This window comes from Solwaraspora sp. WMMB762, assembly GCF_049179115.1.
In the GTDB taxonomy this organism is placed as follows: Bacteria; Actinomycetota; Actinomycetes; order Mycobacteriales; family Micromonosporaceae; genus Micromonospora_E.
This window is the reverse complement of the sequence record NZ_JBMHMD010000001.1, coordinates 4,953,911-4,976,126: the sequence shown is the minus strand read 5'-3', so window position 1 is coordinate 4,976,126 and position 22,216 is coordinate 4,953,911. Positions and strand designations below refer to the sequence as shown.

General features: G+C 71.0%; 23 protein-coding genes and 2 pseudogenes. 7 read left to right on the top strand and 18 right to left on the bottom strand.

Annotated elements, in window-relative coordinates; translation table 11 throughout:
- Nucleotides 1–46 precede the first annotated feature (46 nt).
- Nucleotides 47–1,144, top strand: coding sequence for a T3SS (YopN, CesT) and YbjN peptide-binding chaperone 1 (locus ACN27J_RS22225; RefSeq protein WP_421369185.1), 1,098 nt, complete (start codon nt 47–49; stop codon nt 1,142–1,144).
- A 48-nt stretch (nt 1,145–1,192) separates the two neighbouring features.
- Here ACN27J_RS22225 and ACN27J_RS22220 read toward each other — a convergent pair whose 3' ends face one another.
- Entirely contained in the window at nt 1,193–1,660 is a 468-nt protein-coding gene (locus tag ACN27J_RS22220) for an Lrp/AsnC family transcriptional regulator (RefSeq protein ID WP_421369183.1), read from the bottom strand.
- Nucleotides 1,661–1,728: 68 nt separating this feature from the next.
- Here ACN27J_RS22220 and ddaH point away from each other — a divergent pair, with 68 nt between their 5' ends.
- A complete protein-coding gene (gene ddaH / locus ACN27J_RS22215; protein ID WP_421369181.1) occupies nt 1,729–2,559 on the top strand; it encodes a dimethylargininase in 831 nt (276 codons plus the stop codon).
- 72 nt (nt 2,560–2,631) lie between these two features.
- On the opposite strand, the gene ACN27J_RS22210 is transcribed toward ddaH, so the two are convergent.
- Nucleotides 2,632–3,837 (bottom strand): ABC transporter substrate-binding protein, encoded by a 1,206-nt coding sequence (locus tag ACN27J_RS22210; protein ID WP_278173075.1) that lies wholly within the window; start codon nt 3,835–3,837, stop codon nt 2,632–2,634.
- A gap of 248 nt (nt 3,838–4,085) precedes the next feature.
- Between ACN27J_RS22210 and ACN27J_RS22205 the strand changes: the two genes are divergently transcribed.
- Nucleotides 4,086–4,763 (top strand): bacterial proteasome activator family protein, encoded by a 678-nt coding sequence (locus tag ACN27J_RS22205; RefSeq protein WP_421369179.1) that lies wholly within the window; start codon nt 4,086–4,088, stop codon nt 4,761–4,763.
- Here the strand turns inward: ACN27J_RS22205 and ACN27J_RS22200 are convergent.
- The 5 genes and pseudogenes from ACN27J_RS22200 to ACN27J_RS22180 all read right to left on the bottom strand — a co-directional run bounded on the left by ACN27J_RS22200 (nt 4,718) and on the right by ACN27J_RS22180 (nt 9,599).
- Entirely contained in the window at nt 4,718–5,572 is an 855-nt protein-coding gene (locus tag ACN27J_RS22200; protein ID WP_421369177.1) for an HAD family hydrolase, read from the bottom strand. The genes ACN27J_RS22205 and ACN27J_RS22200 overlap by 46 nt on opposite strands.
- 4 nt (nt 5,573–5,576) lie before the next feature.
- Nucleotides 5,577–6,392 (bottom strand): annotated as a pseudogene (locus ACN27J_RS22195) (HAD family hydrolase); the annotation flags it as partial.
- 284 nt (nt 6,393–6,676) lie between these two features.
- Nucleotides 6,677–7,270, bottom strand: a pseudogene (locus ACN27J_RS22190) (alpha/beta hydrolase); the annotation flags it as partial.
- On the bottom strand, nt 7,269–8,534 hold the full coding sequence (gene serS, locus ACN27J_RS22185) for a serine--tRNA ligase (RefSeq protein ID WP_421369174.1): 1,266 nt from the start codon (nt 8,532–8,534) through the stop codon (nt 7,269–7,271). The gene serS and the pseudogene ACN27J_RS22190, both read right to left, overlap by 2 nt.
- A gap of 72 nt (nt 8,535–8,606) precedes the next feature.
- Nucleotides 8,607–9,599 carry a hypothetical protein gene (locus ACN27J_RS22180; protein ID WP_421369171.1) on the bottom strand — a complete coding sequence of 331 codons (993 nt, stop codon included), beginning with the start codon at nt 9,597–9,599 and terminating at the stop codon, nt 8,607–8,609.
- 74 nt (nt 9,600–9,673) lie between these two features.
- Between ACN27J_RS22180 and ACN27J_RS22175 the strand changes: the two genes are divergently transcribed.
- The 3 genes from ACN27J_RS22175 (at nt 9,674) to ACN27J_RS22165 (ending at nt 11,411) form a co-directional block, all read left to right on the top strand.
- Nucleotides 9,674–10,105 (top strand): OsmC family protein, encoded by a 432-nt coding sequence (locus ACN27J_RS22175; protein WP_123606752.1) that lies wholly within the window; start codon nt 9,674–9,676, stop codon nt 10,103–10,105.
- A gap of 176 nt (nt 10,106–10,281) precedes the next feature.
- A complete protein-coding gene (locus ACN27J_RS22170; protein WP_278173063.1) occupies nt 10,282–10,635 on the top strand; it encodes a metallopeptidase family protein in 354 nt (117 codons plus the stop codon).
- An 83-nt stretch (nt 10,636–10,718) separates the two neighbouring features.
- Nucleotides 10,719–11,411 (top strand): AIM24 family protein, encoded by a 693-nt coding sequence (locus ACN27J_RS22165; protein ID WP_123606750.1) that lies wholly within the window; start codon nt 10,719–10,721, stop codon nt 11,409–11,411.
- Between the two features lie 57 nt (nt 11,412–11,468).
- Here the strand turns inward: ACN27J_RS22165 and pheA are convergent, their stop codons facing one another.
- From pheA to ACN27J_RS22140, 5 genes are all read right to left on the bottom strand, one after another.
- Nucleotides 11,469–12,425 (bottom strand): prephenate dehydratase, encoded by a 957-nt coding sequence (gene pheA / locus ACN27J_RS22160; protein WP_421369168.1) that lies wholly within the window; start codon nt 12,423–12,425, stop codon nt 11,469–11,471.
- A 10-nt stretch (nt 12,426–12,435) separates the two neighbouring features.
- Nucleotides 12,436–13,044 carry a hypothetical protein gene (locus ACN27J_RS22155; RefSeq protein WP_421369165.1) on the bottom strand — a complete coding sequence of 203 codons (609 nt, stop codon included), beginning with the start codon at nt 13,042–13,044 and terminating at the stop codon, nt 12,436–12,438.
- 4 nt (nt 13,045–13,048) lie between these two features.
- Complete coding sequence (locus ACN27J_RS22150) at nt 13,049–13,447, bottom strand: ACT domain-containing protein (RefSeq protein ID WP_278173055.1); 399 nt, start codon at nt 13,445–13,447, stop codon at nt 13,049–13,051.
- A 39-nt stretch (nt 13,448–13,486) separates the two neighbouring features.
- Complete coding sequence (locus tag ACN27J_RS22145; RefSeq protein WP_123606747.1) at nt 13,487–13,969, bottom strand: hypothetical protein; 483 nt, start codon at nt 13,967–13,969, stop codon at nt 13,487–13,489.
- A gap of 180 nt (nt 13,970–14,149) precedes the next feature.
- Entirely contained in the window at nt 14,150–14,902 is a 753-nt protein-coding gene (locus ACN27J_RS22140) for a hypothetical protein (RefSeq protein WP_278173053.1), read from the bottom strand.
- A gap of 166 nt (nt 14,903–15,068) precedes the next feature.
- Between ACN27J_RS22140 and ACN27J_RS22135 the strand changes: the two genes are divergently transcribed.
- Nucleotides 15,069–16,280 (top strand): arginine deiminase, encoded by a 1,212-nt coding sequence (locus ACN27J_RS22135; protein ID WP_421369161.1) that lies wholly within the window; start codon nt 15,069–15,071, stop codon nt 16,278–16,280.
- 12 nt (nt 16,281–16,292) lie between these two features.
- On the opposite strand, the gene ACN27J_RS22130 is transcribed toward ACN27J_RS22135, so the two are convergent.
- The 6 genes from ACN27J_RS22130 to ACN27J_RS22105 form a co-directional block, all read right to left on the bottom strand.
- Nucleotides 16,293–17,174, bottom strand: coding sequence for a DUF5926 family protein (locus ACN27J_RS22130; protein WP_421369158.1), 882 nt, complete (start codon nt 17,172–17,174; stop codon nt 16,293–16,295).
- 107 nt (nt 17,175–17,281) lie between these two features.
- The gene (locus ACN27J_RS22125; protein ID WP_421369155.1) at nt 17,282–17,707 is read right to left on the bottom strand and encodes an ATP-binding protein; all 426 of its coding nucleotides are present in this window, start codon (nt 17,705–17,707) and stop codon (nt 17,282–17,284) included.
- 11 nt (nt 17,708–17,718) lie between these two features.
- Complete coding sequence (locus ACN27J_RS22120) at nt 17,719–19,179, bottom strand: ATP-binding protein (protein WP_421369152.1); 1,461 nt, start codon at nt 19,177–19,179, stop codon at nt 17,719–17,721.
- Between the two features lie 64 nt (nt 19,180–19,243).
- On the bottom strand, nt 19,244–19,579 hold the full coding sequence (locus ACN27J_RS22115) for a rhodanese-like domain-containing protein (RefSeq protein ID WP_278173045.1): 336 nt from the start codon (nt 19,577–19,579) through the stop codon (nt 19,244–19,246).
- A gap of 10 nt (nt 19,580–19,589) precedes the next feature.
- Nucleotides 19,590–20,810: an LCP family protein gene (locus ACN27J_RS22110; protein ID WP_421369150.1), complete on the bottom strand. Its 1,221-nt coding sequence runs from the start codon at nt 20,808–20,810 to the stop codon at nt 19,590–19,592.
- Between the two features lie 150 nt (nt 20,811–20,960).
- On the bottom strand, nt 20,961–22,166 hold the full coding sequence (locus ACN27J_RS22105; RefSeq protein WP_421369147.1) for an LCP family protein: 1,206 nt from the start codon (nt 22,164–22,166) through the stop codon (nt 20,961–20,963).
- Between the last annotated feature and the right edge of the window lie 50 nt (nt 22,167–22,216).

Sequence of the window (22,216 nt, the reverse complement as noted above, 5' to 3'; positions counted from 1 at the left end):
GCTCATCTGGGTAGGGTGTGCGCACAACGGGACTGAGTTGATCATCGTGGGGGAGCAGGTGCCGGCATCAGGGGATCAGGCGTCCGGGAGTCAGCCGGCGGCGCACGAGCCGCTCCTGCTCGACGAGCCGAGCACGGCCGACCTGCGGGAGAAGGTGACCCAGGCGTGGCGGGACTTCGCCGCCGCGCTGGCCGCCATGTTGCCGACGCTGCCGGCCGGTGCACAGGTGGAGCTCACCCTCGATCCGACAGCGTCCGGCACCGGCGACGCGATCTACTCGGTGGATGTCTCGATCGGCCTGCAGGACCGGTTGACCGCGTCGGCGGTGAGCAACGCCACACTGCCGCCGGACTACCGGATGGACCGGGACGCCGTCGCCGAACTGGTCGCGCTCGGCTGGTCGCCGCCCGGGGTGGTGCCGGGTTGCGGTGACAACTTCGGGCTGGCCACGACGACCACGGACGTCGCCCGGCTGGCCTCAGTGATCACCCATACGCTGCGCCAGGTCTACGGTGCCCCGCATCCGGCCTTCGTCGTCTACTCGGTGGGCGACGACAACGACTCGCCGATCGAGGTCGAGCCGCTCGGCACCGCCCGACCGGCGTCGTCCCTCGGCGACCATCTCGGGCTGCCGACCGGCGACCCGGTGCCCGGCGACGGTGACGACGGTCCGGGTGACGCGCTGCCGCTCGACGAGCGGGTCCGGACGGTGGTCGCGACGATGATGCGCAGCACCCCGGAGCATCTGCATGTGGACGCTGACGGCGACATCGGGATCCGGGCCGGCTCGGCGATGGTCTTCGTCCGGATCCGGGACAATCCGCCGCTGGTGGACGTCTTCTCGCCGGTCCTGACCGAGGTGGAGCCGACCGAGCAGTTGTACGTGAAGCTGTCCGAGTTGACCAACCGGATGCCGATCGGGCGGCTGTACTGCACCAACGACACGGTGTGGGCGTCCGTGCCGGTGTTCGGCCGCAACTTCCAGCCCACCCATCTGATGCTCGCGGTGCAGGTGATGACCGGTCTCGCCGACGAGTTGGACGACCGGTTGCACGGTGAGTTCGGTGGCAAGCGGTTCTTTGGCGACGGGGACAAGCCGTCCCGGGGCGACACCGGGGATCACCGCACCGGCATGTACCTCTGACCTGGTCGGGCACTGGCCGGTCAGGCCAGCGGGTCGGGCACTTGCCGGTCAGGCCAGCGGGTCGGGGACGGCGACCGGCGCCGGTGCGTCGACCAGCCGGGAGAGCACGATCATGCTCTTCGTGGCGGTGACGAACGACTCGGCCCGCAGCCGTTCGAGGGCCTGCTCCAGGTGCGCGATGTCGGCTGCCCGCAGGTGCACCAGGGCGTCTGCCTCGCCACTTACCGTGTACGCCCCGACCACCTCGGGGTGCTGGCGGGTAGCCGCCGCGATCTGGGCCGGTGTGGTCCGCCCGGTGCAGAACAGTTCGATGAACGCCTCGGTGGTCCAGCCGACGGCGGACGGGTCGACGACGGCAGTGAAGCCGCGGATCACCCCGGCCGCCCGCAGCCGGTCGACCCGGCGTTTGACCGCCGGGGCGGACAACGACACCCGGGCGCCGATGTCCGCGTAGGACGAACGGGCGTCGGCCACCAGCGACGCAATGATTCGCTGGTCCACGGCGTCGATCTGCAACGTTTAGTCCTTCAGGCGCAACGATCAAGACTTCTTATTGTGTGACAGCATACCTACTCTTGGTTCCCGTGACCGATGTGTGCGCTGCCGCCGGGCAGCCCCGGACGTACCTGATGTGTCCGCCGGAGCACTTCGCCGTCGAGTACGCGATCAATCCGTGGATGAACCCGCAGTTGCCGGTGGATACCGAACTCGCCGTCAAACAATGGGAAGGGCTACGCGAGACGCTGACCGGCATCGGGCACCAGGTTCGGCTGCTGCCGGCCCGCGTCGACCTGCCCGACATGGTGTACGCCGCGAACGGTGCATTCTCGGTTGACCGCACCGTCTTCGGGGCCCGGTTCACCTACCCGCAGCGGGCCGCGGAGGCCATCGCGCATCGGGAGTTCTACGAGGAGCTCGGCTGGCGGTACGTGCGGCCCACCGAGACCAACGAGGGCGAAGGCGACTTCACCTACCTTCCAGGGGCGTACGGCGGCACGATTCTCGCCGGCTACGGGTTCCGTACCGACCCGGACGCGCACCGCCGGCTCCAGGAGACGCTGAGCCGGCCGGTCGTGTCGTTGCGCCTGGTCGACCCGCACTTCTACCACCTGGACACCGCGCTGGCCGCCCTCGACGACGAGACCGTCGCCTACTACCCGCAGGCCTTCTCCCCCGCGTCGCAGCGGGTGCTCCGGCAGTTGTTCCCCGGGGCGGTGATCGCCGACCGGTCCGACGCGCTGGCTTTCGGGCTGAATCTGATCAGCGACGGCCGGCACGTGGTGGTCAACAGCGAGGCGACCGGGATGGCCGACAAGTTGGCCACCGCCGGCTACCAGCCGCTGCCGGTCGAGTTCACCGAGCTGCACAAGGGCGGAGGCAGCGTGAAGTGCTGCGTCGCCGAACTGCGCGGCTGACCACGGCTCCAGCCCAGCCCAGCGCGTGCCCAGCCCAGCGCGTGCCTGGCCCGGCTCAGGCCAGCGCGGCGCTCAGCCGAGCGTGGCGAGCTCGGTGATCAGCACGTTCGACAGCACTGGGCCGTCGCGCAGCACCTCACGCAGGTACCACTTCTGCTGCGGCGTACGCGGCTGGTTGAACTGCCACAGCCCACGCGGGCTGTCGATCTGCCCCACCCGGCCGAGCGCCAGGTTCAGCTCCTGGGACGAGACACCCGGTCCGGCGGACCGGATCGCCTTGTCCAGCACCTGGGCCGCGTCGTAGGACGACATCGCGTACGTGGTCGGCGGCGCCCCGTACCGCTTGCGGTAACCGGTGGCGAACTGCAGGTTGGCCGAATTATCCAGGTCAGCCGAGTAGTTGAGAGCGGTGACGATGCCACTCGCCTCTTCACCCAGCTGGTCGATGACGTTGCCCTCGGTGAGGAAACCCGGACCGTAGATCGGACCTTCGAAGCCGGCGTCGCGCAATTGCCGGATGAACTCGACCGCCGCCGAGCCGGTGAAATGGCAGTAGACCGCCTCCGGATCCCGGAAGATCACCTCCTGGATCGGCTCGATGAAGGTGTCCCGACCCGGATTCGGGGTGGCGTTGGCCCAGATGACCGCCCCGGAAATCCGCTCGTCGCTGGCGCCGAAGCCTTCCCGGAACCCCTGCACCACGTCGCGGCCGGCGGGCTGGTCGGCGGCAACGATCGCCACCTCGCCGTTGGCGGACACCTCTCGGGCCAGGTAGCCGCCGAGGGCGAGGCCGGGCTCGTCGGCGACGTACGAGGTACGCCAGATGTAGACGACGCTCTGCAGGCTGCGTGGCGAGGCGTTCGAGCCGATCAACGGCACCCGGGCCTCTTCCACGGCGTCCCGGATGGCGAGCATCACCGCCGAGTTGGCCACCCCGGTGAGCGCCAGCACCTGCTGCTGGAGCAGCGAGTCGACCGCCGCCCGCCCGGACTCCGGGGTCTCCCCCTCGTCGGCGATCACCAGGTCGACCGGGCGGCCACCCAGCCGCTGCTGGTGGGTGTCCAGGTAGAGCTGGAAGCCGTTGAGCATCTCGTCGCCGATCGGTTTGTAACCGCCGGTCTGCGGGACGATCAGGCCGATGCGTACTGGCCGGTCGCTGACCAGGCCGTCGTCTTCGTTCGAGTCGTCACCCGTGCCGACGCTGCAGGCACTGGCCAGCCCGGTGGCGCCGAGCGCGGCCAGCAGCTTCAGGGCTTGCCGGCGGTCGATGTGAGGCACAGGGGTGGTCCTCTCCCATGGGTACGACGGTCGGTCGCGCAGGTGGAGTACGCCGACGGTGGCGAGCTGGTCGACAGTCCACTCGGCGTTCTACCCGCTCGGCTGCGTCCAGTCAATGCTAGGTGATCTGCCGGTTCACGCCGCCGACGGGCAGCGTGAACCGGGGACCGACGGGCGGCGTGACCGGGGGACCGGCGAGCGGCGTGATCGGGGGACCGGCGAGCGGCCGGCCCTGGTGCTGCGTCAAGATGGAGCCTATGACCGAGACGTCAGGCTCCCCGGAAGAGACCAATGAGTCCGGCCCGGCGGCTGGCCGGCCCGGCGCGGTGGTGGTGGTCGGCCCGGACGGGCGACCGGTCGGCACGGTGAACGCCGGCGGTACCGGTGCCGCAGGTGCCCCCGGCGACGCCAGCGGGGCCACCGGTGCCGGCGACGAGCCGGTCGACCCGGAAGACCCGTCGCAGCTGATCGAACAGCCGGCCAAGGTGATGCGGATCGGCAGCATGATCAAACAGTTGCTGGAGGAGGTCCGCGCCGCCCCGCTCGACGAGGCGAGCCGGCAGCGGCTGCGCGAGATCCACCGGCGTTCCATCACCGAGCTGGAGGACGGCCTGGCACCGGAGCTGCGCGAGGAGCTGGCCCGGATCTCGCTGCCGTTCGAGGACGGCGCCACCCCGAGTGAGAGTGAACTGCGAGTCGCCCAGGCCCAGTTGGTCGGCTGGCTGGAAGGGCTGTTCCACGGCATCCAGGCGGCGCTGATGGCCCAGCAGATGGCAGCCCGGCTGCAGCTTGAGCAGATGCGTTCCGGCGGGCGGCCGGCACTACCGGTCGGCCCAGGTGGGATGATCCCCGGCATGCCGGGGCAGCCGGGCCAGGCCGGTCAGCCGGGCGAGGGCGGCGGCACCCGCACCGGCCAGTACCTCTGACTCTGCGCCAGTAACTGCTCCAGGTAGGCAGCCACCCCGTCGTCGGCGTTCGACGCCGTCACCGCGTCCGCGATCTCCTGCACCGTCGGGTGGGCGTTCGCCACCGCGACCGCCTGCCCGGCCCAGGTCAGCATCGGGACGTCGTTCGGCATGTCGCCGAAGGCGACCACGTCGGCGGCGCCGATCTGCCAACGGGCGCAGAGCCAGGCCAGCCCGGCCGCCTTGGTGACCCCGGCAGCTGAGATCTCCACCAACCCGGACTTCGACGAGTGGGTGGCCTCGGCCAGCCCGGCGAGCGCTCCGGCGACGATCCGGACGAACACCTCCGGGTCATCGTGGCTGCTGCGGGCCAGCAGTTTCACCGCCGGCGCGGTGAGCAGCTCCGCCGAGTCGGTGACCTGCCGGGCGGTGGGGTGGTCGCTGTTCCAGTGCGCCGGCCAGTCGGTGCCGTGCCGCATCAACCGGCCGTCCTCCACCTCGACGGCGAAGACCACATCCGGGACTTCGGCGCGCAGTCGCCGGGCGACCTCGGCCATGATCTCCGGGGCGAGCGGGTCGGCGCGCAGCACGGTGTCGGTACGCGGCTCGTAGACCACGGCACCGTTCGCGCAGACCGCCGGCACCGGAGCCCGTAGCTGCTCGTAGACGGCCGGCAGCCAACGCACCGGCCGGCCGGTGACCAGCACCACCTGCCCGCCGCGCCGCTGGAACTCGTCCAGCGCGGCGGCGGTCCGGGCACTGAGCGACTTATCGGGCCGCAGCAGTGTCCCGTCGAGATCGGTGGCGACCAGACGTGGATGCACTTCCATCTCCGGACAGTAGCCGGTCGAGGTAAATCGCTACGCCGTCATCATCATTACGCAGTGTAACCTCATCGGCGGCACGGCGTACTGTCGGATGGGCGTTCGACACCGCCACCCGCGACCACCCGGCCCAGGCGAACATCGGCAGGTCGTTGGGCATGTCGCCGAAGACCAGCACGTCCGCCGGGTCGACGCCGAGCGACTCCGCGACGACCGCCAGACCGCTGGCCTTGTCGACGCCGGGCGGACAGATCTCGATGAAGCCCAGCCCGGCCTGGGTGACCGTCGCCAGCGTCGGCGGGACGATCTGCACCGCGGCGGCGAGCAGCGCGTCCACGTCGTGCGACGGCGTTCGGGCGAACGCCTTGATCACGTCGGTGGCCAGGCACTGCTGCCGGGTACGGGCCTCGAACCGCTCCGGGTACCGCCACTGCGGGTCGAAGTCGCCCCACAGCGGCGCCTCGTGCTCGTCAGACGCTTCGACCATCACGATCAGCGGACCGACTGCCGCCTCCAGCTCGGTGATCAGCTGGGCCAGCACGTCGGCGGACAGCCGCTCGTCGCGCAGCACCCGTACACCGGTCGGGTCGCTCTGGTCGACCACCCGCCCGCCGCCGGCCATCACCAGATAGTCTGCGGCCCGGATGTCGTTTCGGGTCAGCTCCATCAGCCGGGGTCCGCGGCCGGTCGCCCCGACGACCGGGATGCCGAGGTCGCGGGCACGGTCGAGCACCCCATGGGTGTACGCGGAGACGGTCTCGTCGCTGCGGACCAGGGTGCCGTCGAGGTCGGTCGCGATCAACTTGGGTAGACCGGAGCGCGGCATGCTGTCCTCCTTGATCCCCGGGTCGACGGGTCAGCAACCGTACCTCGCGTACCGTGACCTGACCATGACTTCCGCGCGAAGACCGCGTGCACACTGACCGGGCGCCAAAATCCGCCGGCCACCCGGGTCACCGTCAACCGGATGACCGGGACCCTCGAAGGCGTCGGCGTGTTCGTGGCTGAACCGAAGTAGGGCGGCGTCAGCTGATCACCCGTCGTCGAGTGGAGGGCTGGGGTACGTAATTCCGCGAGAATTACGTACCCCAGCCCTCCACTCGACGCCGCTCAACCAGTGTCCGGCGGCCGCCAGAGCCAGCGCAGCGCGTCCGGCAGCAGCACCCCGCCGTGATTCGGGCTGTGCCCGCCGTCGCCGAGCACCAGCCGGAAGTCGTACCCCGCTTCCGCCAGCTCGGCCGCGACACGGAGGTTGCTGGCGAGCCAGTTGTGCTCCGGCTCGTTCCAGTGCAGGTCCCGGTGCCCTGCCTGCAGAAAAATCCGCAACGGCTTGCGTGGGGTGTCCCTGATGAGCTCGGGGTAGGGGTTGCCAGTTGGCATCTGGACGAAGCTGGACAGACAGCAGAGCACCCGGCGGAAGCTGTCCGGGCGCAGCCAGGCAGCGGTGAAGGCGCAGTTGCCACCGCTGCTGCCGCCGCAGATCCCCCACTGCTCCGGGTCATCGGTGATCGAGAAGTGCTCCGTCACCTGCGGGATGATCTCGTTCAACAGCAGGTTGGCGTAGCGGTCGTCGAAGGCGTCGTACTCGACGTTGCGCTGCCTGCGCCCACCGCCGTCAGTGCCAGTACCAGCACCGTCAACACCAGCACCATCGTCAGGCATGACTCCGGGGTCGACGAAGCTCCTTGGCAGGGCGGGGACGTCAGGCGGTGGCCAGGGGTTCCAGGACGTCCCGGCCGCCGAGGTACGGCTGCAGTGCCTTCGGTACCCGTACCGAGCCGTCCGGCTGCTGGTGGTTCTCCAGGATCGGGATCAGCCACCGGGTCGTCGCCAGGGTGCCGTTGAGGGTGGCCACCGGCTGGGTGCGGCCCTCGGCGTCGCGGTAGCGGATGTTCAACCGGCGGGCCTGGAAGGTGGTGCAGTTCGACGTGGAGGTGACCTCGCGGTAGCGGCCCTGCGACGGCACCCATGCCTCGCAGTCGTACTTGCGGGCCGCGCTGGTGCCCAGGTCGCCGGCGGCGACGTCGATCACCCGGTACGGGATCTCGACCTTGGCCAGCATCTCCTCCTCCCAGGCGAGCAGCCGCAGGTGCTCCTCATGGGCCTGCTCCGGCGGGCAGAAGGAGAACATCTCCACCTTGTCGAACTGGTGCACCCGCAGGATGCCGCGCACGTCCCGGCCGTACGAGCCGGCTTCCCGCCGGAAGCACGACGACCAGCCGGCGTAGCGCACCGGGCCGTCGAGGGTCAGGATCTCGTTCGAGTGGTACGCCGCCAGCGGCACCTCGCTGGTGCCGACCAGGTACAGGTCGTCGGCTTCCAGCCGGTAGATCTCGCTGGCGTGCTCGCCGAGGAAGCCGGTGCCTTCCATCGACTCCGGCTTGACCAGCACCGGGGTGATCGTCGGGGTGAGGCCGTACTCGACGGCCTGGGCGATGGCCAGCTGCAGCAGGCCGAGCTGCAGCAGCGCGCCGACCCCGGTCAGGTAGTAGAAGCGGCTGCCGGAGACCTTCGCGCCTCGTTCGACGTCGATCGCGCCGAGCGCCTCACCGAGCGCCAGGTGGTCGCGCGGTGCGTCGATGTCGGGCCGCTCACCGACCTCCCGCAGGACGACGTAGTCGTCCTCGCCACCGCCCGGCGCACCCGCCTCGATCAGGTTGGGGAAGGCCAACTGCGCCCGGCGCAGCGTCTGCTCGGCCTCGGTGGCGGCGGCTTCGGCCGCCTTCACCTGGGCCGACAACTCCTTGGTACGGGTCAGCAGCTCGGCCTTCTCGGCCGGTTCCGCCCGGGGCAGTCGCTTGCCGAGCTGCTTCTGCTCGGCGCGCAGCGCCTCGAAGGCCTGCACCGCCGCGCGGCGGGCCTCGTCAGCGTCGATCAGATCGTCCACCCGGGACTCGGACTCGCCGCGGGCACGCTGGCTGGCACGGAAGAGGTCCGGGTCGTCACGGAGCAGTCGGAGATCGATCACGGAAGTCAACGATACCGGCCCACCGCGTCGGCCCGCGCGCAGGTTTTCGGCCGGCTCACCAGCGGTGCGTCCTCACCATCGGTGCGTCTGGTGCGGCGGGTTGTCCGGCCGGACGAACGGGGCGGTCGGCCCGACCGTCAGATCGGCGGGTGCACCCCCGCCTGGATCCGGGCCGTCGTTGGATGGCCGACGCCACGGCAGGTCGGTCGGCGCGGGCGCCGTACCCGCCGGATCGCCGGTCGTCGGTTGCCCGCTCCCGTCAAGCACCCGACCATGGTCGACACCGCCTTCGATGCCGGCACCGCCACCTCCAGTGGTGCCGCCACCTCCGGTGGTCCCGCCACGGCCGGCCGTGGTCCACCCGGCCAGGTACAGCGCCAGCAGCAGCGCGCCGACGCCGACCAGGCCGGCGGTCACCGCAATACCACGGCTGACCAGCACCTCCATCTCGGTGGGAACCTGCAGCGACGACCTGATCAGCTCGTCGCTGTTCAGCATCACCGTGACCAGCAGCGCGACCAGCCCGGCACCGATGGTCAGCCCGGCGATCCGGGTGTCGGGGCGGTTGCGGTGGGAGCCGAACAGTGTCAGGGCCGCACAGACCAGCAACGCCAGCAGACCGAGCAGGTACCCGGTGCCGAAAGCGCCGAGTTCGGCGAGCCGCACGGTGGCGGCGTAGGGACCGCCGCTGCTGACCTCGACCCCGGGGATCTCGAAGGTCAGCCACACGCCGCCGAGTGAGCCGGCCGCAGCGAGCACCCCGACGGCGGCGAGCAGCAGGCTGGGCAGGTTGCCGCGGCCGGGTGTGCCGAGTCGGGTCCCGGCTGCGGCACGGGCCCGGTCTACCGTCGCGGCGGTCGCGCCGGACAGCCGCTCAGCGACGGCGGTCCACCGTCCGGTCCCGGGGCCAGGGCTGGAACCGGGGCCAGGGCTGGAATTGAGGCCGGGACCCGGGCCATCGGCCGGCGCGGTGGCGCCGCCGCCGAGCTCGATCACCGCCGGCTGGTCGGCCGGCGGGCGGGGCATGGCGGGTTCCGCGCCGCTGCGGCGGCTGTCGTCGGGCATCGGGTCCGAGCCTCCTCGGTGACCTTGCACGGGCATCGTCGCGTCGGGCATTGAGGTGAGCTAGCGTCATGCCCATGCCTATCCGTACCGCATCTGCCCGCTGGCAGGGCAATCTGACCGAGGGTTCTGGCACTATCCGCACCGGGAAGGGCGGGTACGAGGGGAACTACTCGTTCCGGTCCCGCTTCGAGGAGGGCGAGGGCACCAACCCCGAGGAGCTGATCGGCGCCGCCCACGCCGGCTGCTTCTCGATGGCGTTCTCGAAGGGTCTGGCGGACGCCGGGTTCACCCCGACGTCGGTGCAGACCACCGCGAGTGTGCACCTGGACAAGACGGACGCCGGGATGACCGTCACCCGGATCGACCTGGAGACGGTGGGCGAGGTGCCTGGCGTCGACCCGGAGACCTTCCAGAAGCTGGCCGAGGCGGCGAAGGCGAACTGCCCGATCTCCCGCCTGCTGTCGCCGGGTGCCGAGATCACCCTGAACGCCAGCCTCTCCGTCTGACCGCCCGCCCACGACGCCATCCTGACGATCTTGGGCTTGTCCGGCATCGTCGACCGATCTCACGTTCGCCGATACCTGGACAAGCCCACGATCGATACCTGGACATGCCGGCAGGCCGATACCTGAACATGCCCGGGACCGCCGATGGGAGCCCGGTGGTACGGCAGAATGGACCGATGCCGGTCGACATGAGCCGCGAGCGCTTCGAGGAGTTGGTCGGGGAGGCGCTGGACGAAGTCCCGGCGGAGCTGCTGCGGCTGATGAGCAACGTGGTGATCCTGGTCGAGGACGAGACCCCGCCGGGCGAGCCGGAGCTGCTCGGTCTGTACGAGGGACACGCGCTCACCAGTCGGGGCTGGGACTACGCCGGCGTACTGCCGGACCGGATTCTCATCTTCCGGCACCCGATCCTGCGGATCTGCGCGACCGAGGCCGACGTGGTCGACGAGATCGCGATCACCGTGGTGCACGAGATCGCCCATCATTTCGGCATTGACGACGAACGGCTACACGACCTGGGCTGGGGTTGACCAAGGATGGTCCGGCCGGGCGATGACGTGCGGTTGCGCGGGTTACCTACCCTTCGGTCGATCAACCTGACCAGGAGGAACCCATGCGCAGTGCCCTGTTCTCCGCCGATCACCTGGAGAAGGAGTCCGCCCAGCCTGGGCTGCGGCTGCAGAACTCCAAACTGTTGAAGATCGAGCTCAACGGCGAAGCGATGGCCCGGACCGGTTCGATGGTCGCCTACCAGGGCCACGTGCAGTTCCAGGCGCTCGGCTCCGGCGGTCTCGGCAACTTCATCAAGCAGAAGCTCACCGGCGAAGGCGTACCGCTGATGAAGCTGACCGGCCAGGGTGACGTGTTCCTCGCCAACGAGGCCGCCGACGTGCACCTGATCGACCTGGAGCCGGGCGACGCGCTGTCCATCAACGGCTCCAGCGTGCTGGCCTTCGACTCCACGCTGCAGTACGACATCCGGATGGTCCAGGGGATGGGCTTCGCCTCCTCCGCAGGCCTGTTCAACTGCGTCTTCACCGGGCAGGGCCGGCTCGCCATCACCACCAAGGGCACTCCGGTCGTGCTCTCCGTCGACCAGCCGACCTACGTCGACCCGCAGGCCGCCGTCTGCTGGTCGGCCAGCCTGCAGACCGGCTACCACCGGGCCGAGCAGCTGGGCATCGGTACGCTGCTCGGCCGGCGTACCGGGGAGGCGTTCACGATGAGCTTCGCCGGCCAGGGCTTCGTGATCGTCCAACCGTCCGAGGAGCCGCCGGTGCGCGGCGCCGGCCAGATGCCCCAGTAGTCCGACCGACGCGCGGGACGCGCCGGTGACTGACCCCGCTGGCGGTGTCCGGTCGGCTCAGTCCAGTTGGCCGGCGCGGATCCGGGCCAGCCAGGCGGCTGCCTGCGCGTACTCGCCGTCGTGCCGGCCGGCCGGCCCACCCGTGGTGCGGCCGCCGGCCGCCGGCGGCCAGTCGTGCCGTGGGTAGGAGCCGAGGAAGCGCACGTCGGCACAGACCCGCCGGAGCCCGCGCAGCGCGTCGCCGAGCCGGTCGTCGGCGACGTGCCCGGAGCAGTCCAGGAAGAAGGCGTACCGACCGAGTGCCTCCCCGGTCGGCCGGGACTCGATCCGGGTGAGATTGACCTCCCGGACGGCCAGCTCCATCAGCACCGCGAGCAGGGCGCCGACCCGGTCGTGGGCGATGTAGACGGCCAGGGTGGTGATATCGTCGCCGGTCGGGGCCGGCGGCGGACCGGGGCGCCGGACCAGGACGAACCGGGTCACCGCGTCGGCGTGGTCGGCGATCTTGTCGGCCAGCACGGTCAGTCGGTGGCCGCTGGCGCCGATCGGCGCGCAGATCGCCGCGTCGTATTCACCGGCCGCCGCGCCGACGGCCGCCGCGCCGTTGGACAGTACGTCGACCACGGCGGCGTTCGGCACCTGCCGGCGCAGCCAGGACCGGCACTGGGTGGACGCCTGCGGGTGGGCGGCGACGGTGCGGATCTGCTCCAGCGTCGTGCCGGCGGGTGCGGCCAGCACGAAGTCGACCGGCAGCACCACCTCCTGGGCGATCACGAGCGGCTGGCCGTTGGTCAACTCGTCGAAGGTGACACCGACCGCTCCGCCGACCGAGTTCTCCAGCGGCACCAGGGCCGCGTCGACGGTGCCGGCCCGGACCGCGTCGAGCGCCTCCGGCACGCTGCGCGCCGCGACCCGCTCGCCCTGCCGAGCCGCCGGGATGGTCAGCAGGGCCTGCTCGGCGAAGGTGCCTTCGGGGCCGAGGAAGGCGAATCGGGTCGACGCGGGGACGGACATGCCGGCCAGCTTACGGAGTGGTCGGCGGGATCGGCACCGACTCGCAGGCGAGCGTACGGATCCCGGCCGGCGCGCCGACCCGGACCGGGATGATGCAGACGTCCGTACCGGCGGTGACCAGCGTGAACGAGGTCGGCGACCCTTCGGTCACCACCTGCAACGACTCCCGGGACGGGATCTGCACCACGGTGTACTGCCAACTGCCGGCGCAACGGGGTGCCACCGGCACGCTGACCTGGGCGCCGGGCGGTAGCAGCCCGTCGGTGCGGCGCAGCAGCGCCACCACCTGGGCGGCGGATGGCCGCCCGGCGCAGTCGACGGCGACGGCCACCGGGAAGCCGTCGGCCGTCGCGGAACGGCTCGGGGTGGCCGACGGCGGGTTGGACGGCGTGGGCGTGGAGGTACCGGACGGTGCGGTCGACGGCGGTGCGGTCGGCGTCGGCGTGCCGGTCGGTGCCGGCACCGCGTCCGCCGTCGGTGCGCCGATCCCGGGCGGCCGACCGCAGCCGGCGACCATCGATACGCCGAGCAGTGCCGCGCTGATCAGCAGCAGTCCGCAGCCGGCGCGCCGGCTGGGGTGCCGGCTGCCGGCCCGGGACCGTTGACGTGCGGACAGCACCAACTCATGGTACGGCTGCGCCGGCGACCCGGTGGCCGCTGCCGGTCAGCGTGGCCAGAGCTTCGGACAGTCGGACGGTCGGCACCAGCAGATAATCCGTGTCGAAGGTCGAGAATGCCACGATGTTGACCCGGGCTTCAGCCAGCGGGCCGGCGAGCGACGCGAGGACCCCGGTCAGCGCGAGGTCCAGCGGGCCGACCACCCGCAGGCAGCGCCACGGCGTCTCGACTTTGGCACCGGGCGGCACCCGGTCGGTGCGGCAGATCACCGACACCTCGTCCTCGGTCCAGGTCACCGAGACGACCCCGGCGGTGGGGCCGGCCAGGTATTCGGCCGGCAGCGAGGACCCGGCCGGTAGGCGGCAGACGGCGTACTCCGCTGGCAGCAGGTCCAGGTCGAGCATGAGGGCAGCGTACGGCAGAGGCGTCGACCGGCGGGCCGGTCATCCGGCCGAGTACGCGGTGGTGATCGGTGCGAAGAAGGTCAGCGACCCGGTCACCTTCTTGCCGATCCACACCGGAGTGGCGATCGCGTCCACGGTGCCGTCGCCCTGGGCGGTGGCCGCGTCACTGTCGACTCGCAGCAGGCCGCGGGCGAGCCGCCCGGAGCTGAGCGCGAGCAGCGGCGGGATCTTGTCGATCTCGGTCTCGTCGAGCTCGCCGCGTTGCGCGGTGAAGTCGACCAGCCGCAGGCCGGCCAGCAGCGGCCGGCCTTCGACCTGGCCGGGTTCGCCGAGGCCCAGCAGGTCGCAGCAGGACCGGGAGATCGCGGCGACGGTCAGATCCTGGCGCAGGACGAGACACGGCTCCAGTGCGGTAGCGGCGGTGGCCACCCACAGCTGGAAGTTGTCCACGCGCATCGGCTCGATCGGCTCGCGGGCCTGGGGGACCAGCGGTTCCGAGATCGAGAGCTCGACGTGCGCCACCCGCGCCTCCCCTGACTCAACCGGACAACAGCAACGCTATCCGGTCTCTGCCGGGTCCGTCGACTGATGCCGAGCAGGCTCCGGATCGGACAGACCGGGGTAAACGGGTGCAGTCGTCACAAGCTAGTCGGCAGCTGGACGTACGCCGTAGTGAGGTCGTCAGCGCCTTCGCCCCGAAGGCTACCGCCGGCTGGTCGGCTTGTCAGCGGCTGAACGGCCGGCCCCGTACCACCGGTAGTCGGTCGCCGAGCGGTACGGAGCGTTCAGCCAGGTCTCCGGATGCCGGGCCACCTGGTACAGCTTCTCGGCGGTGGCCGAACTGATCCGGGTGCCCCCGGCGATGAGCAGCCGGTCCAACTCCCGATGGGTGGTGACCATGCACTCCTTGGGCAGCCCGTACACGCTGATCACCCCGGAACCGACGAAGGTGAGCACCGGGGCGACCGGGATGGTGTGCCCGACCGCGGCGGACATCGCCTTGCTCGCCCGCTTGGCGTCCCGGCGGGCCTCGGCGACGTACGTCGGTCGCTTGCCGTTGATCTGCACCACGTCACCGGCGACCAGGACCCGGCTGCGGCCGTGGTCGACGACGGTGACCGCGAAGAGCCCGCTGGGCCCGATGGCCAGGAACCCGGCACGTTCCTCGCGGCCAGCGGTCTCCAACCCGAGCACCCGGTCCGGGCTGTCGGTACGCGGCCAGTTCACCACGTGCCAGGACGGGCCGAGCTGGTCCAGGCGGTTCAGCGCGCGGGCGCCGGCCGCCTCGATCCGCTTGGCGCCACGCTCGGCCCGACGGCGTCGGGCCCACTCCATCGGCGACGGCCGGATGGCCTCCAACGTGCCAGGTGGGGACTCCTCCATAACCTGTTCGCCCGCTCGGCGGGGCAGCGCCCGCTGGGCGGGCAGCACGCGGCGCTCATGGAAGACAGTCATCACGACCTCCGGCAAAGGTCCCCTGGACGATGGACTACCAACTACCGTACGTGGCGACACCGGTACTGAAGCAAGACGCCAGGCCGGAGTGAGTAGGGATGAATGCCCTATTCACCCCACGACTCTTTCAACAGATGGTGCCAAACGACTGCCATAGGCTGCGAGTGTGACGCACTACGTCGACAGTGAGGTAGGCCACCTCCGGGTGGTCATGCTGCACCGTCCGGGCAGCGAACTGGCCCGGCTGACCCCCCGCAACAGCGGCGCCCTGCTCTTCGACGCGATCCCCTGGGTCGCCGGCGCCCAGGCCGAGCACGACGCGTTCGCCGCCGTGCTGCGCGAGCGCGGTGTCGAGGTGCTCTACCTCGAACAACTGCTCGCCGAGACGCTCGCCGCCACCCCGGCTCGCGCCGAGGCCGTGGCAACCGTACTGGCCGGCCGCCGGTTGGGCGAGACCCTGCGTGACCGGGTCGCCGAGCAGCTCGCCTACCTCGACCCGGCCGGGCTGGCCCGGGTGCTCGTCGCCGGCCTGGCCCGTGGCGAACTGTCCCGCCGCGACGACCGGCCGGCCGGGCTGGTGCATGCCCTGCTGCGCGAGCACGACTTCATCATCGACCCGCTGCCCAATCTGCTGTTCACTCGCGATTCATCGGTCTGGATCCGCGACCGGGTGGCGGTGACCAGCCTGGCGATGCGCGCCCGCCGCCGGGAGGGCCGGCTCACCGACCTGATCTACCGGCACCACCCCCGGTTCGCCGGGACCGAGCTGATCCACCGGCCCGACCAGGAACACGTCGAAGGCGGCGACGTGCTGCTGCTCGCCCCCGGTGTGCTGGCCGTCGGCGTCGGCGAACGGACCACACCCGCCGGAGTGGAGCGGCTGGCCCGGCGGGTGCTCGGCGACGGGCTGGCGCACACCGTCCTGGTGGTGCCGATCACCCAACGGCGGGCGACCATGCACCTGGACACCATCTGCACGCTGGTCGACGTGGACGCGGTGCTGATGTACCCGCCGATGGCCGAGGAGCTCGCCGCGTACACGGTGATCCGTACCGCCTCGGGCGACCTGCAGGTCGCCGGACCCGCGCCGTTCCTGCGGGCCGCCGCCGACGCGATGGACATCGACCGGCTCCGGCTGGTCGGCACCGGGCTGGACCCGGTCACCGCGGAGCGGGAGCAGTGGGACGACGGAAACAACACCCTGGCGCTGGCCCCGGGGGTGTGTGTGGCGTACGAGCGGAACACGGCGACCAACACGCAGCTGCGCCGGGCCGGGATCGAGGTGGTGACGATCCCCGGCGCCGAGCTCGGGTCCGGCCGGGGCGGTCCACGGTGCATGTCGGCACCGCTGGTCCGGGATCCGCTCCGGCCCGACTGACCGGCCGCCGGGTCAGCGCAGCGTGAGCTGCCGGCCCAGCAGGCCCTGCCGGGACCGGCGGGCGGCGGCGTCGAGCGGATCGGTGACGCTGGCCGCCGCCGCGAGCCGCTCGGCGAACTCGGCCAACGGCTGCTCCCACTCGGCAGCCTCCGGCCCGGACGGCAGGTCCCACACCGGCACCAGCAGCCCGTGGGCCCGGAACATCCCGGCGAACCGGGTCTGCGGCCCCATCGGCAGGTCACCGGCGGCGCTCAGCCGGGCCAGTGTGTCCAGCGTCCGGTCCTCGTCACCGGGCAGTACCCAGCGCACGTGCGCCCGCTCCCCCACCCGGCACCAGTACGCGGCGGGCGCCGCCGCCATCCGGGTCGTCGGATAGATGGACGCGTCGGCCCGCTCCAGGGAGGCCTGCACCGCCGGGTTGGCGGCCGCTTCGGGCTCCACCCAGAACGCGAAGCTGTCGTGCACCTGGACCGTCAGCGCCCCGTCGGCGAGCACGTCCTGCAGCCGGGGGCCGGGTCCGGGCAGCGGCGGCACCGGCACCGTGTCGCCCGGCTCGGTCTCCAGCGCGGCCAGCAACGCCGACGCCAGGTCGCGGGAGACGTCCCCGGACTGGGCGTGCCGCTGAAGCCCGATCATGATCTGGCCGTCGGCCCGGACGACGGCCGGGGCCGCCATCGGCAGTACGGTGGCCAGCGTCACCGTCCGGTCGGCGTACTTGCCGGCCAGCTCGGGTTCGAGGATCAGCGGCGCGGTGGCCGCCGGGACGAGTTCGCGCAGCGCGACCCAGTCCGGCTCGTCGGCCAGCCCGGCGAACGGCCGGGGCACGAATACGTCGCGGATCTTCTCCCGCTTGCCGCCGCTGGCGGCCCGGTCCTGCTTTCGGCGCTTGCCCACGGCCAGACAGCCTAGAGGAACCCGCCCACCGCCGAGGGATCCGCCCGGACCCTGGGCCGGTGACCGGAGGGAATCCGCCCGAGCCCGTCCCGGCGTCCCGCCCCGGCTCAGCCCGGATCCGGCTCGCCGATCTCCGCCCAGACGCAGCGGCCGGAGCCGGCGGGTTCCACCCCCCAGCGGCGGGCCAGGGCGGCGACGATGCCCAGGCCACGGCCGTTGAGCGCGTCCGACGGGGCGGTCCGGACCTGCGGCACGTCCCCGGACCCGCCGTCGGTCACCCGCAGCAGGACCGTGCGGCTGTGCCGGCGCGGGGTCAGCTGCCAGGTCACCCGGATCATCCCGTCCGGCAGCGGCCGGGCGTGCCGTACGGCGTTGCCGACCAGTTCGGCCACGACCGTCATCACGTCGGACAGGAAGTCGGGGCGGATCCGGTCGGCCAACGTCCTGGCGAGCTGGTGACGGGCGAACCGGGCGCCGCTGGCATGGTGCGGTACCAGCACGCTCCACACCCGTCCCGCCAGTGCCGAGGTCACGCCGCCTCCTCTCAGCTGCGGGGCAGCCGCACCTCGGCGACCGTACCTCCGCCGTCACGGGGCCGCAGGGACACCCAGCCGTGCTGGCGCTCGACGATCTGTCGGACCAGGTACAGGCCGAGTCCGGCGCCGGGGTAACGGCGCTGGTCGCCCGATTCGCCCTGCCAGAACCGATCGAACGCTCGTTCCACGTGTTCCGGACGTACCCCGATGCCGCGATCACTAATCCGCAAGGCCACCGAGCGTTCGTCGGCGATGGCGGTGACCTCGATCGGGCTGCCCGATGGCGAGTACTTGTCGGCGTTGGTGGCCAGTTCGGTGAGTACGGTGGTCAGGCTCGCCCGGTCTCCGACCGCTTTCGGCAGGTCATCGGGCAGCTCGACGGTGAGCCGCTGACGCAGTCCGGCGGGCAGATCCTCGACAGCGGCCCGCAGCGTCTCGACCAGATCGAACGGGGCGGACGGCGCGCCGACCGCCGGTCCCGAGTCGTTGGCTGCGGAGAGTAGCCGGTCGACCAGCCGGGCCAGTTCGGTGGCCCGCTGCCCGAGCACCCGGGCGGCCTCCCGTCGGTCCCGGTCGGTCAACGACTCCCAGTGGTCGCTGAGGGTCTCCGCGTACCCTTTGATCACGGTGACCGGGGTGCGCAGCTCGTGGCTGGTGACCGCGATGAACAGGTCGACGTCGTGATCGCGGTGGTGCTGGTCGGTGATGTCCCGAAAGGTGACCACCCGGGAGGCGACGAAGCCCGGCAGCTCCCCGGAGGTGATCCGCAGCCACCGGCCGTCCGGCAGCTGATGGTCCACGACCTGGCCGGGGGGCGGCACCGGGAACGGGATCGGTCGGTGCAGCCGGTCCTGCGCGGTGCTGCCGGTGAGCCGCTCAGCCGCCGGGTTCCACAGCCGTACGCAGGACTCGTCATCGACGATGGCCAGTCCGTCGGCGAGCGCGGCGACCACTGGCCCGTCGCCGTGCACCGGCAGCCCGGTCTGGTCGCCGTACATGTGGGCGATGCAGGACGCCAGGTAGGCGATCAGCGTGTGATGGTCAGGGCTGGCACTCTGGTCCGGATCCGGGTAGTAGGCGTGCAGGCTGCCGATCAGCACCCCGCCGATCTCGGCGCGCGCGACCAGCATCCGGTGCAGGCCTCGGCCGGCGATCTGGTCGGCCAGGGCAGCGGTGAGCGCCGTCACCGGGAACTCGACGGTCCGCGGTCCGGTGAGCAGCCGGGCGGTGGCGGGTTCGTCGAGGTCGACGGGTCGGCCGACCGACCATTCGGCGGCACCGGTGGCGGCGATGATCCGACCCCTGCGTGGCCCGTACTCGGCGAACGAGGTCCCGGCGGCGCCGAGCGCACGCTGCGCGAGTCGCAGCAGGTGGTGCAGGATCGGCAGCCCCGACTCACCGCTGTTGATCATATCGAGGACGACGGTGTGTCCAGCGATCAGACTCGGATAGTCGGGGCGTTCCGGCATGCTTCGAGTCTGCCCGGTGCCGGCGGATTTGGGCAGTGCCGGGCCGCCAGCGCCGGGCCGCCGGTCAGAGGACCCGGGGCGGTTCGCCGGACTCGCTCACCATCGGCCGGGAGTGCGCCGCCCAGTCCTGCATGCCGCCGGTGAGGTTGCGGACGTTGTCCCAGCCGTGCTGGTTGAGGTAGGCGACGACCTGCCCGGACCGGCCGCCGGACCGGCACACCACCACCACGTCGCCCTCCTGTGGGACGTCGGCCAACCGGTGCGGGATCTCCATCATCGGCAGGTGGTGGGCGCCCGGCGCGTGCCCGGCCGCCCATTCCTCGGGCTCGCGGACGTCCAGCAGATACGCGTCGGCGGATACGTCGGGGACGTCAACGGTGGGGATCGGTGGTCCATGCATGCCGAACAGCCTATTCCTGGCCCGCCAGCACCGACGGGTTGGCGAGGATGAACTCAGCGAGGTTGTCGTTCTTGACCGCCTGGAACATCTCCTGGCTGAGCGGATCGATGTTCTCCCGGCCGGCGTCGTTGCCGTTGAAGCTGCCGCCGTTGGTCCGCAGCATGACCAGGTCGTTGGCGGCCACCCCACGCAGGGTGAAGACGAAGTCCGGCAGCGGCACCTTGCCGGTGTCCAGCACGAACGCCTTGCCTGCCGCGTCGATCAGCTCGTTCAACTTGAGCGGGTTGGTCATCACCCCGTTGGCCATCGCCTTCTTGGCCATGGCCTTGATCAGCTTCTGCTGGTTCTTCTGCCGGTCGTAGTCGCCGTTGTCCAGCCCGTACCGCTGCCGGGAGAAGTCCAGCGCCTCCCAGCCCTGCATCTCGCGGCAGCCCTTCTTGTGCACGACCTGCTGCTTCTCCCCGCTGACCTGGTCGGCTTCGGAGTTCCACATCGGCTGGCCGTCGACCAGGGTCATGTGGATCGACGGGGTGTCCTCGTCGACGCAGAGCCGGACGCTGCCGAGGCTGTCGATGACCGACTTGAAGCCGCTGAAGTTGATGATCGCGGCGCCGTCGAAGCTGACCCCGGTGAGGTTCTTGATCGTCTCCGCCATCAACTGGGCGCCACCGGCGTGCCCGGCACCGTTCTGTGCGCCATGGAAGAACGCCTCGGTCGCCTTGCCGACCCCACCCGGCCACCCGCTCTTCTCGAACGGCGGGATCTCGACCTCGGTGTCCCGGGGGACGGAGATCAGGTACGCCTGGTCGTGGGTGGCGGGGATGTGCAGGATGATGATCGTGTCGGCCCGGGTGTCCGACTCCGCCCAGCTGCCCCGGTGGTCGATGCCGAGCAGCAACATGTCGATCGGACCTTCGAGGCTGTCACCGCCCTCGGCGTCGGTCTTGCCGGCGACGCCGAGCAGGTTCGACTGCTCGATCCCACTGGTCGCCTGGGCGATCAGCCATTTGCTGCCGACGATCGTGGTGCCGCTGAGCATCATCAGCAGCGCGCCCAGCACGACCATCGTGCGGGCCCAGACCGGGTCCTTGCGGCGGGGGCGCCGGCCCGAGCCGCTGCGGCCGGAACCCGGACCCGACCGGCCACCCGACCGACGTCCGGCCGCGCCGCGGGTGGCGAGCGGGTTCCCCGACTCGGTCGACGTCGAACGTCGGCGGGTCTGAACCGGCATGCCTGCTCCTGGGGGCGTGACAATAGGGCGAGCCCACTGTACGGAAACTTGGTCGACTTATCGACCCTGCTCGGGTTTCAAATTTGTGTCGGATTGACCCGTCACCGGGTGACGATCGGCAATGTCCACTCAGTCACCGGCTCAGGGCTGTCAGTCACTGGCGCCAGGACTGGGCGTGACATTGGCCTGGACCCAGGCGGTCATCTGATCGGCCGCCATCGCCTGGTACATCGACAATGCCTTCTCCCGGTCGGAGACGACCACCGATTCGCCGTTGATCGTCTCGCTGCCGTTGTGCGGGCTGGTCAGGAAGTGCAGGTTCTCTCCCCTGAGCTTGCGGAACTGCAGCGCCATGTCGACCAGGGAGAAGCCCTGGTCGACCGTCACCGCCTGGGTCGTCGCCTTGAGAAACGCATTCAGTTTGACCGGGTTCGACAGTGTGCCGGAACTCACAGCCTTGTCCATCAGCGCGCGGAGGAACTCTTGCTGGTGACGCATGCGCGCGAAGTCACCATCCGGAAACTGTTTGCGTTGGCGGACCCAGTCCAGCGCCTCGGCGCCGTTCATGTGATTGACGCCCTCACTGAACTGTCGGTACGGCTTGTGGATCGACGTCGTGTCCTGCTCGACGGTCAGGTCGACCCCGCCGAGCGCGTCGGTGACCTCGACGAAACCAGCGAAGTCGATCGACATCACATGATTGATCCGCACGTCGGTGAAGCACTCCACGGTCCGTACCGCCAGCGGCAGCCCGCCCCAGGCGAACGCGGCGTTGATCTTGGCCCGTTCGCCGGTCTCGCAGGCCGCGGCGGCGTCCGACGGGATCGGCACGTACAGGTCACGCGGGATCGACACCAGATAGGCGCGGTCGTGTGACGACGGGATGTGCATCACGATGATCGTGTCCGCCCGCCACTTGCCGGCCTGGTCGACCGGGGCGTCCGGATCCCGCGAGTCGGTGCCGATCAGCAGGATGTTCAGCGCGCCGTCCACCGCCGCCGGCGGCCGCCCCTCGGTGATCTGCGAGAACGGATCGGTCCGCCCCAGATCCTGGTTCAGCCCACGGGCGTACGCCCAGAGCCCGCCGCTGGCGAGCAGGGCCAGCACCACCAGCGCCACCCCGCCGACCAGGGCGATGCGCCCCCAGCGGGGCCGCGGCCGGCGTGGCGGGCCACCGACCTGATGGCCGGCACGACCGCCGTACTGATGGCCGGCACGACCGCCGACCGGCACCTGCGCCCGGCCGGTCGAGGACCCGTAGGCGGTGCCGGCCGGACCGGTCGTCCGGCCGGGGACGGCCCGGCCACCGTGGCGGCTGCTGGCTGACCGGTCACCGTGCTGGTTGCTGGCTGACATGCCTCCAGCGTACGTACCGGGCGCTCGCCCGCCGATGACTCGACTGCCGG

Coding starts and splice junctions, on each gene's coding strand:
- ACN27J_RS22175 (WP_123606752.1), top strand. CDS start 9,674: ATGCCTATCCGTACCGCATCTGCCCGCTGGCAGGGCAATCTGACCGAG.
- ACN27J_RS22150 (WP_278173055.1), bottom strand. CDS start 13,447: ATGCTCGACCTGGACCTGCTGCCAGCGGAGTACGCCGTCTGCCGCCTA.
- ACN27J_RS22115 (WP_278173045.1), bottom strand. CDS start 19,579: ATGCATGGACCACCGATCCCCACCGTTGACGTCCCCGACGTATCCGCC.
- ACN27J_RS22120 (WP_421369152.1), bottom strand. CDS start 19,179: ATGCCGGAACGCCCCGACTATCCGAGTCTGATCGCTGGACACACCGTC.
- ACN27J_RS22105 (WP_421369147.1), bottom strand. CDS start 22,166: ATGTCAGCCAGCAACCAGCACGGTGACCGGTCAGCCAGCAGCCGCCAC.
- ACN27J_RS22200 (WP_421369177.1), bottom strand. CDS start 5,572: ATGGAAGTGCATCCACGTCTGGTCGCCACCGATCTCGACGGGACACTG.
- ACN27J_RS22165 (WP_123606750.1), top strand. CDS start 10,719: ATGCGCAGTGCCCTGTTCTCCGCCGATCACCTGGAGAAGGAGTCCGCC.
- ACN27J_RS22205 (WP_421369179.1), top strand. CDS start 4,086: ATGGAGCCTATGACCGAGACGTCAGGCTCCCCGGAAGAGACCAATGAG.
- ACN27J_RS22140 (WP_278173053.1), bottom strand. CDS start 14,902: ATGACTGTCTTCCATGAGCGCCGCGTGCTGCCCGCCCAGCGGGCGCTG.
- ACN27J_RS22110 (WP_421369150.1), bottom strand. CDS start 20,810: ATGCCGGTTCAGACCCGCCGACGTTCGACGTCGACCGAGTCGGGGAAC.
- ACN27J_RS22170 (WP_278173063.1), top strand. CDS start 10,282: ATGCCGGTCGACATGAGCCGCGAGCGCTTCGAGGAGTTGGTCGGGGAG.
- pheA (WP_421369168.1), bottom strand. CDS start 12,425: ATGTCCGTCCCCGCGTCGACCCGATTCGCCTTCCTCGGCCCCGAAGGC.
- ACN27J_RS22180 (WP_421369171.1), bottom strand. CDS start 9,599: ATGCCCGACGACAGCCGCCGCAGCGGCGCGGAACCCGCCATGCCCCGC.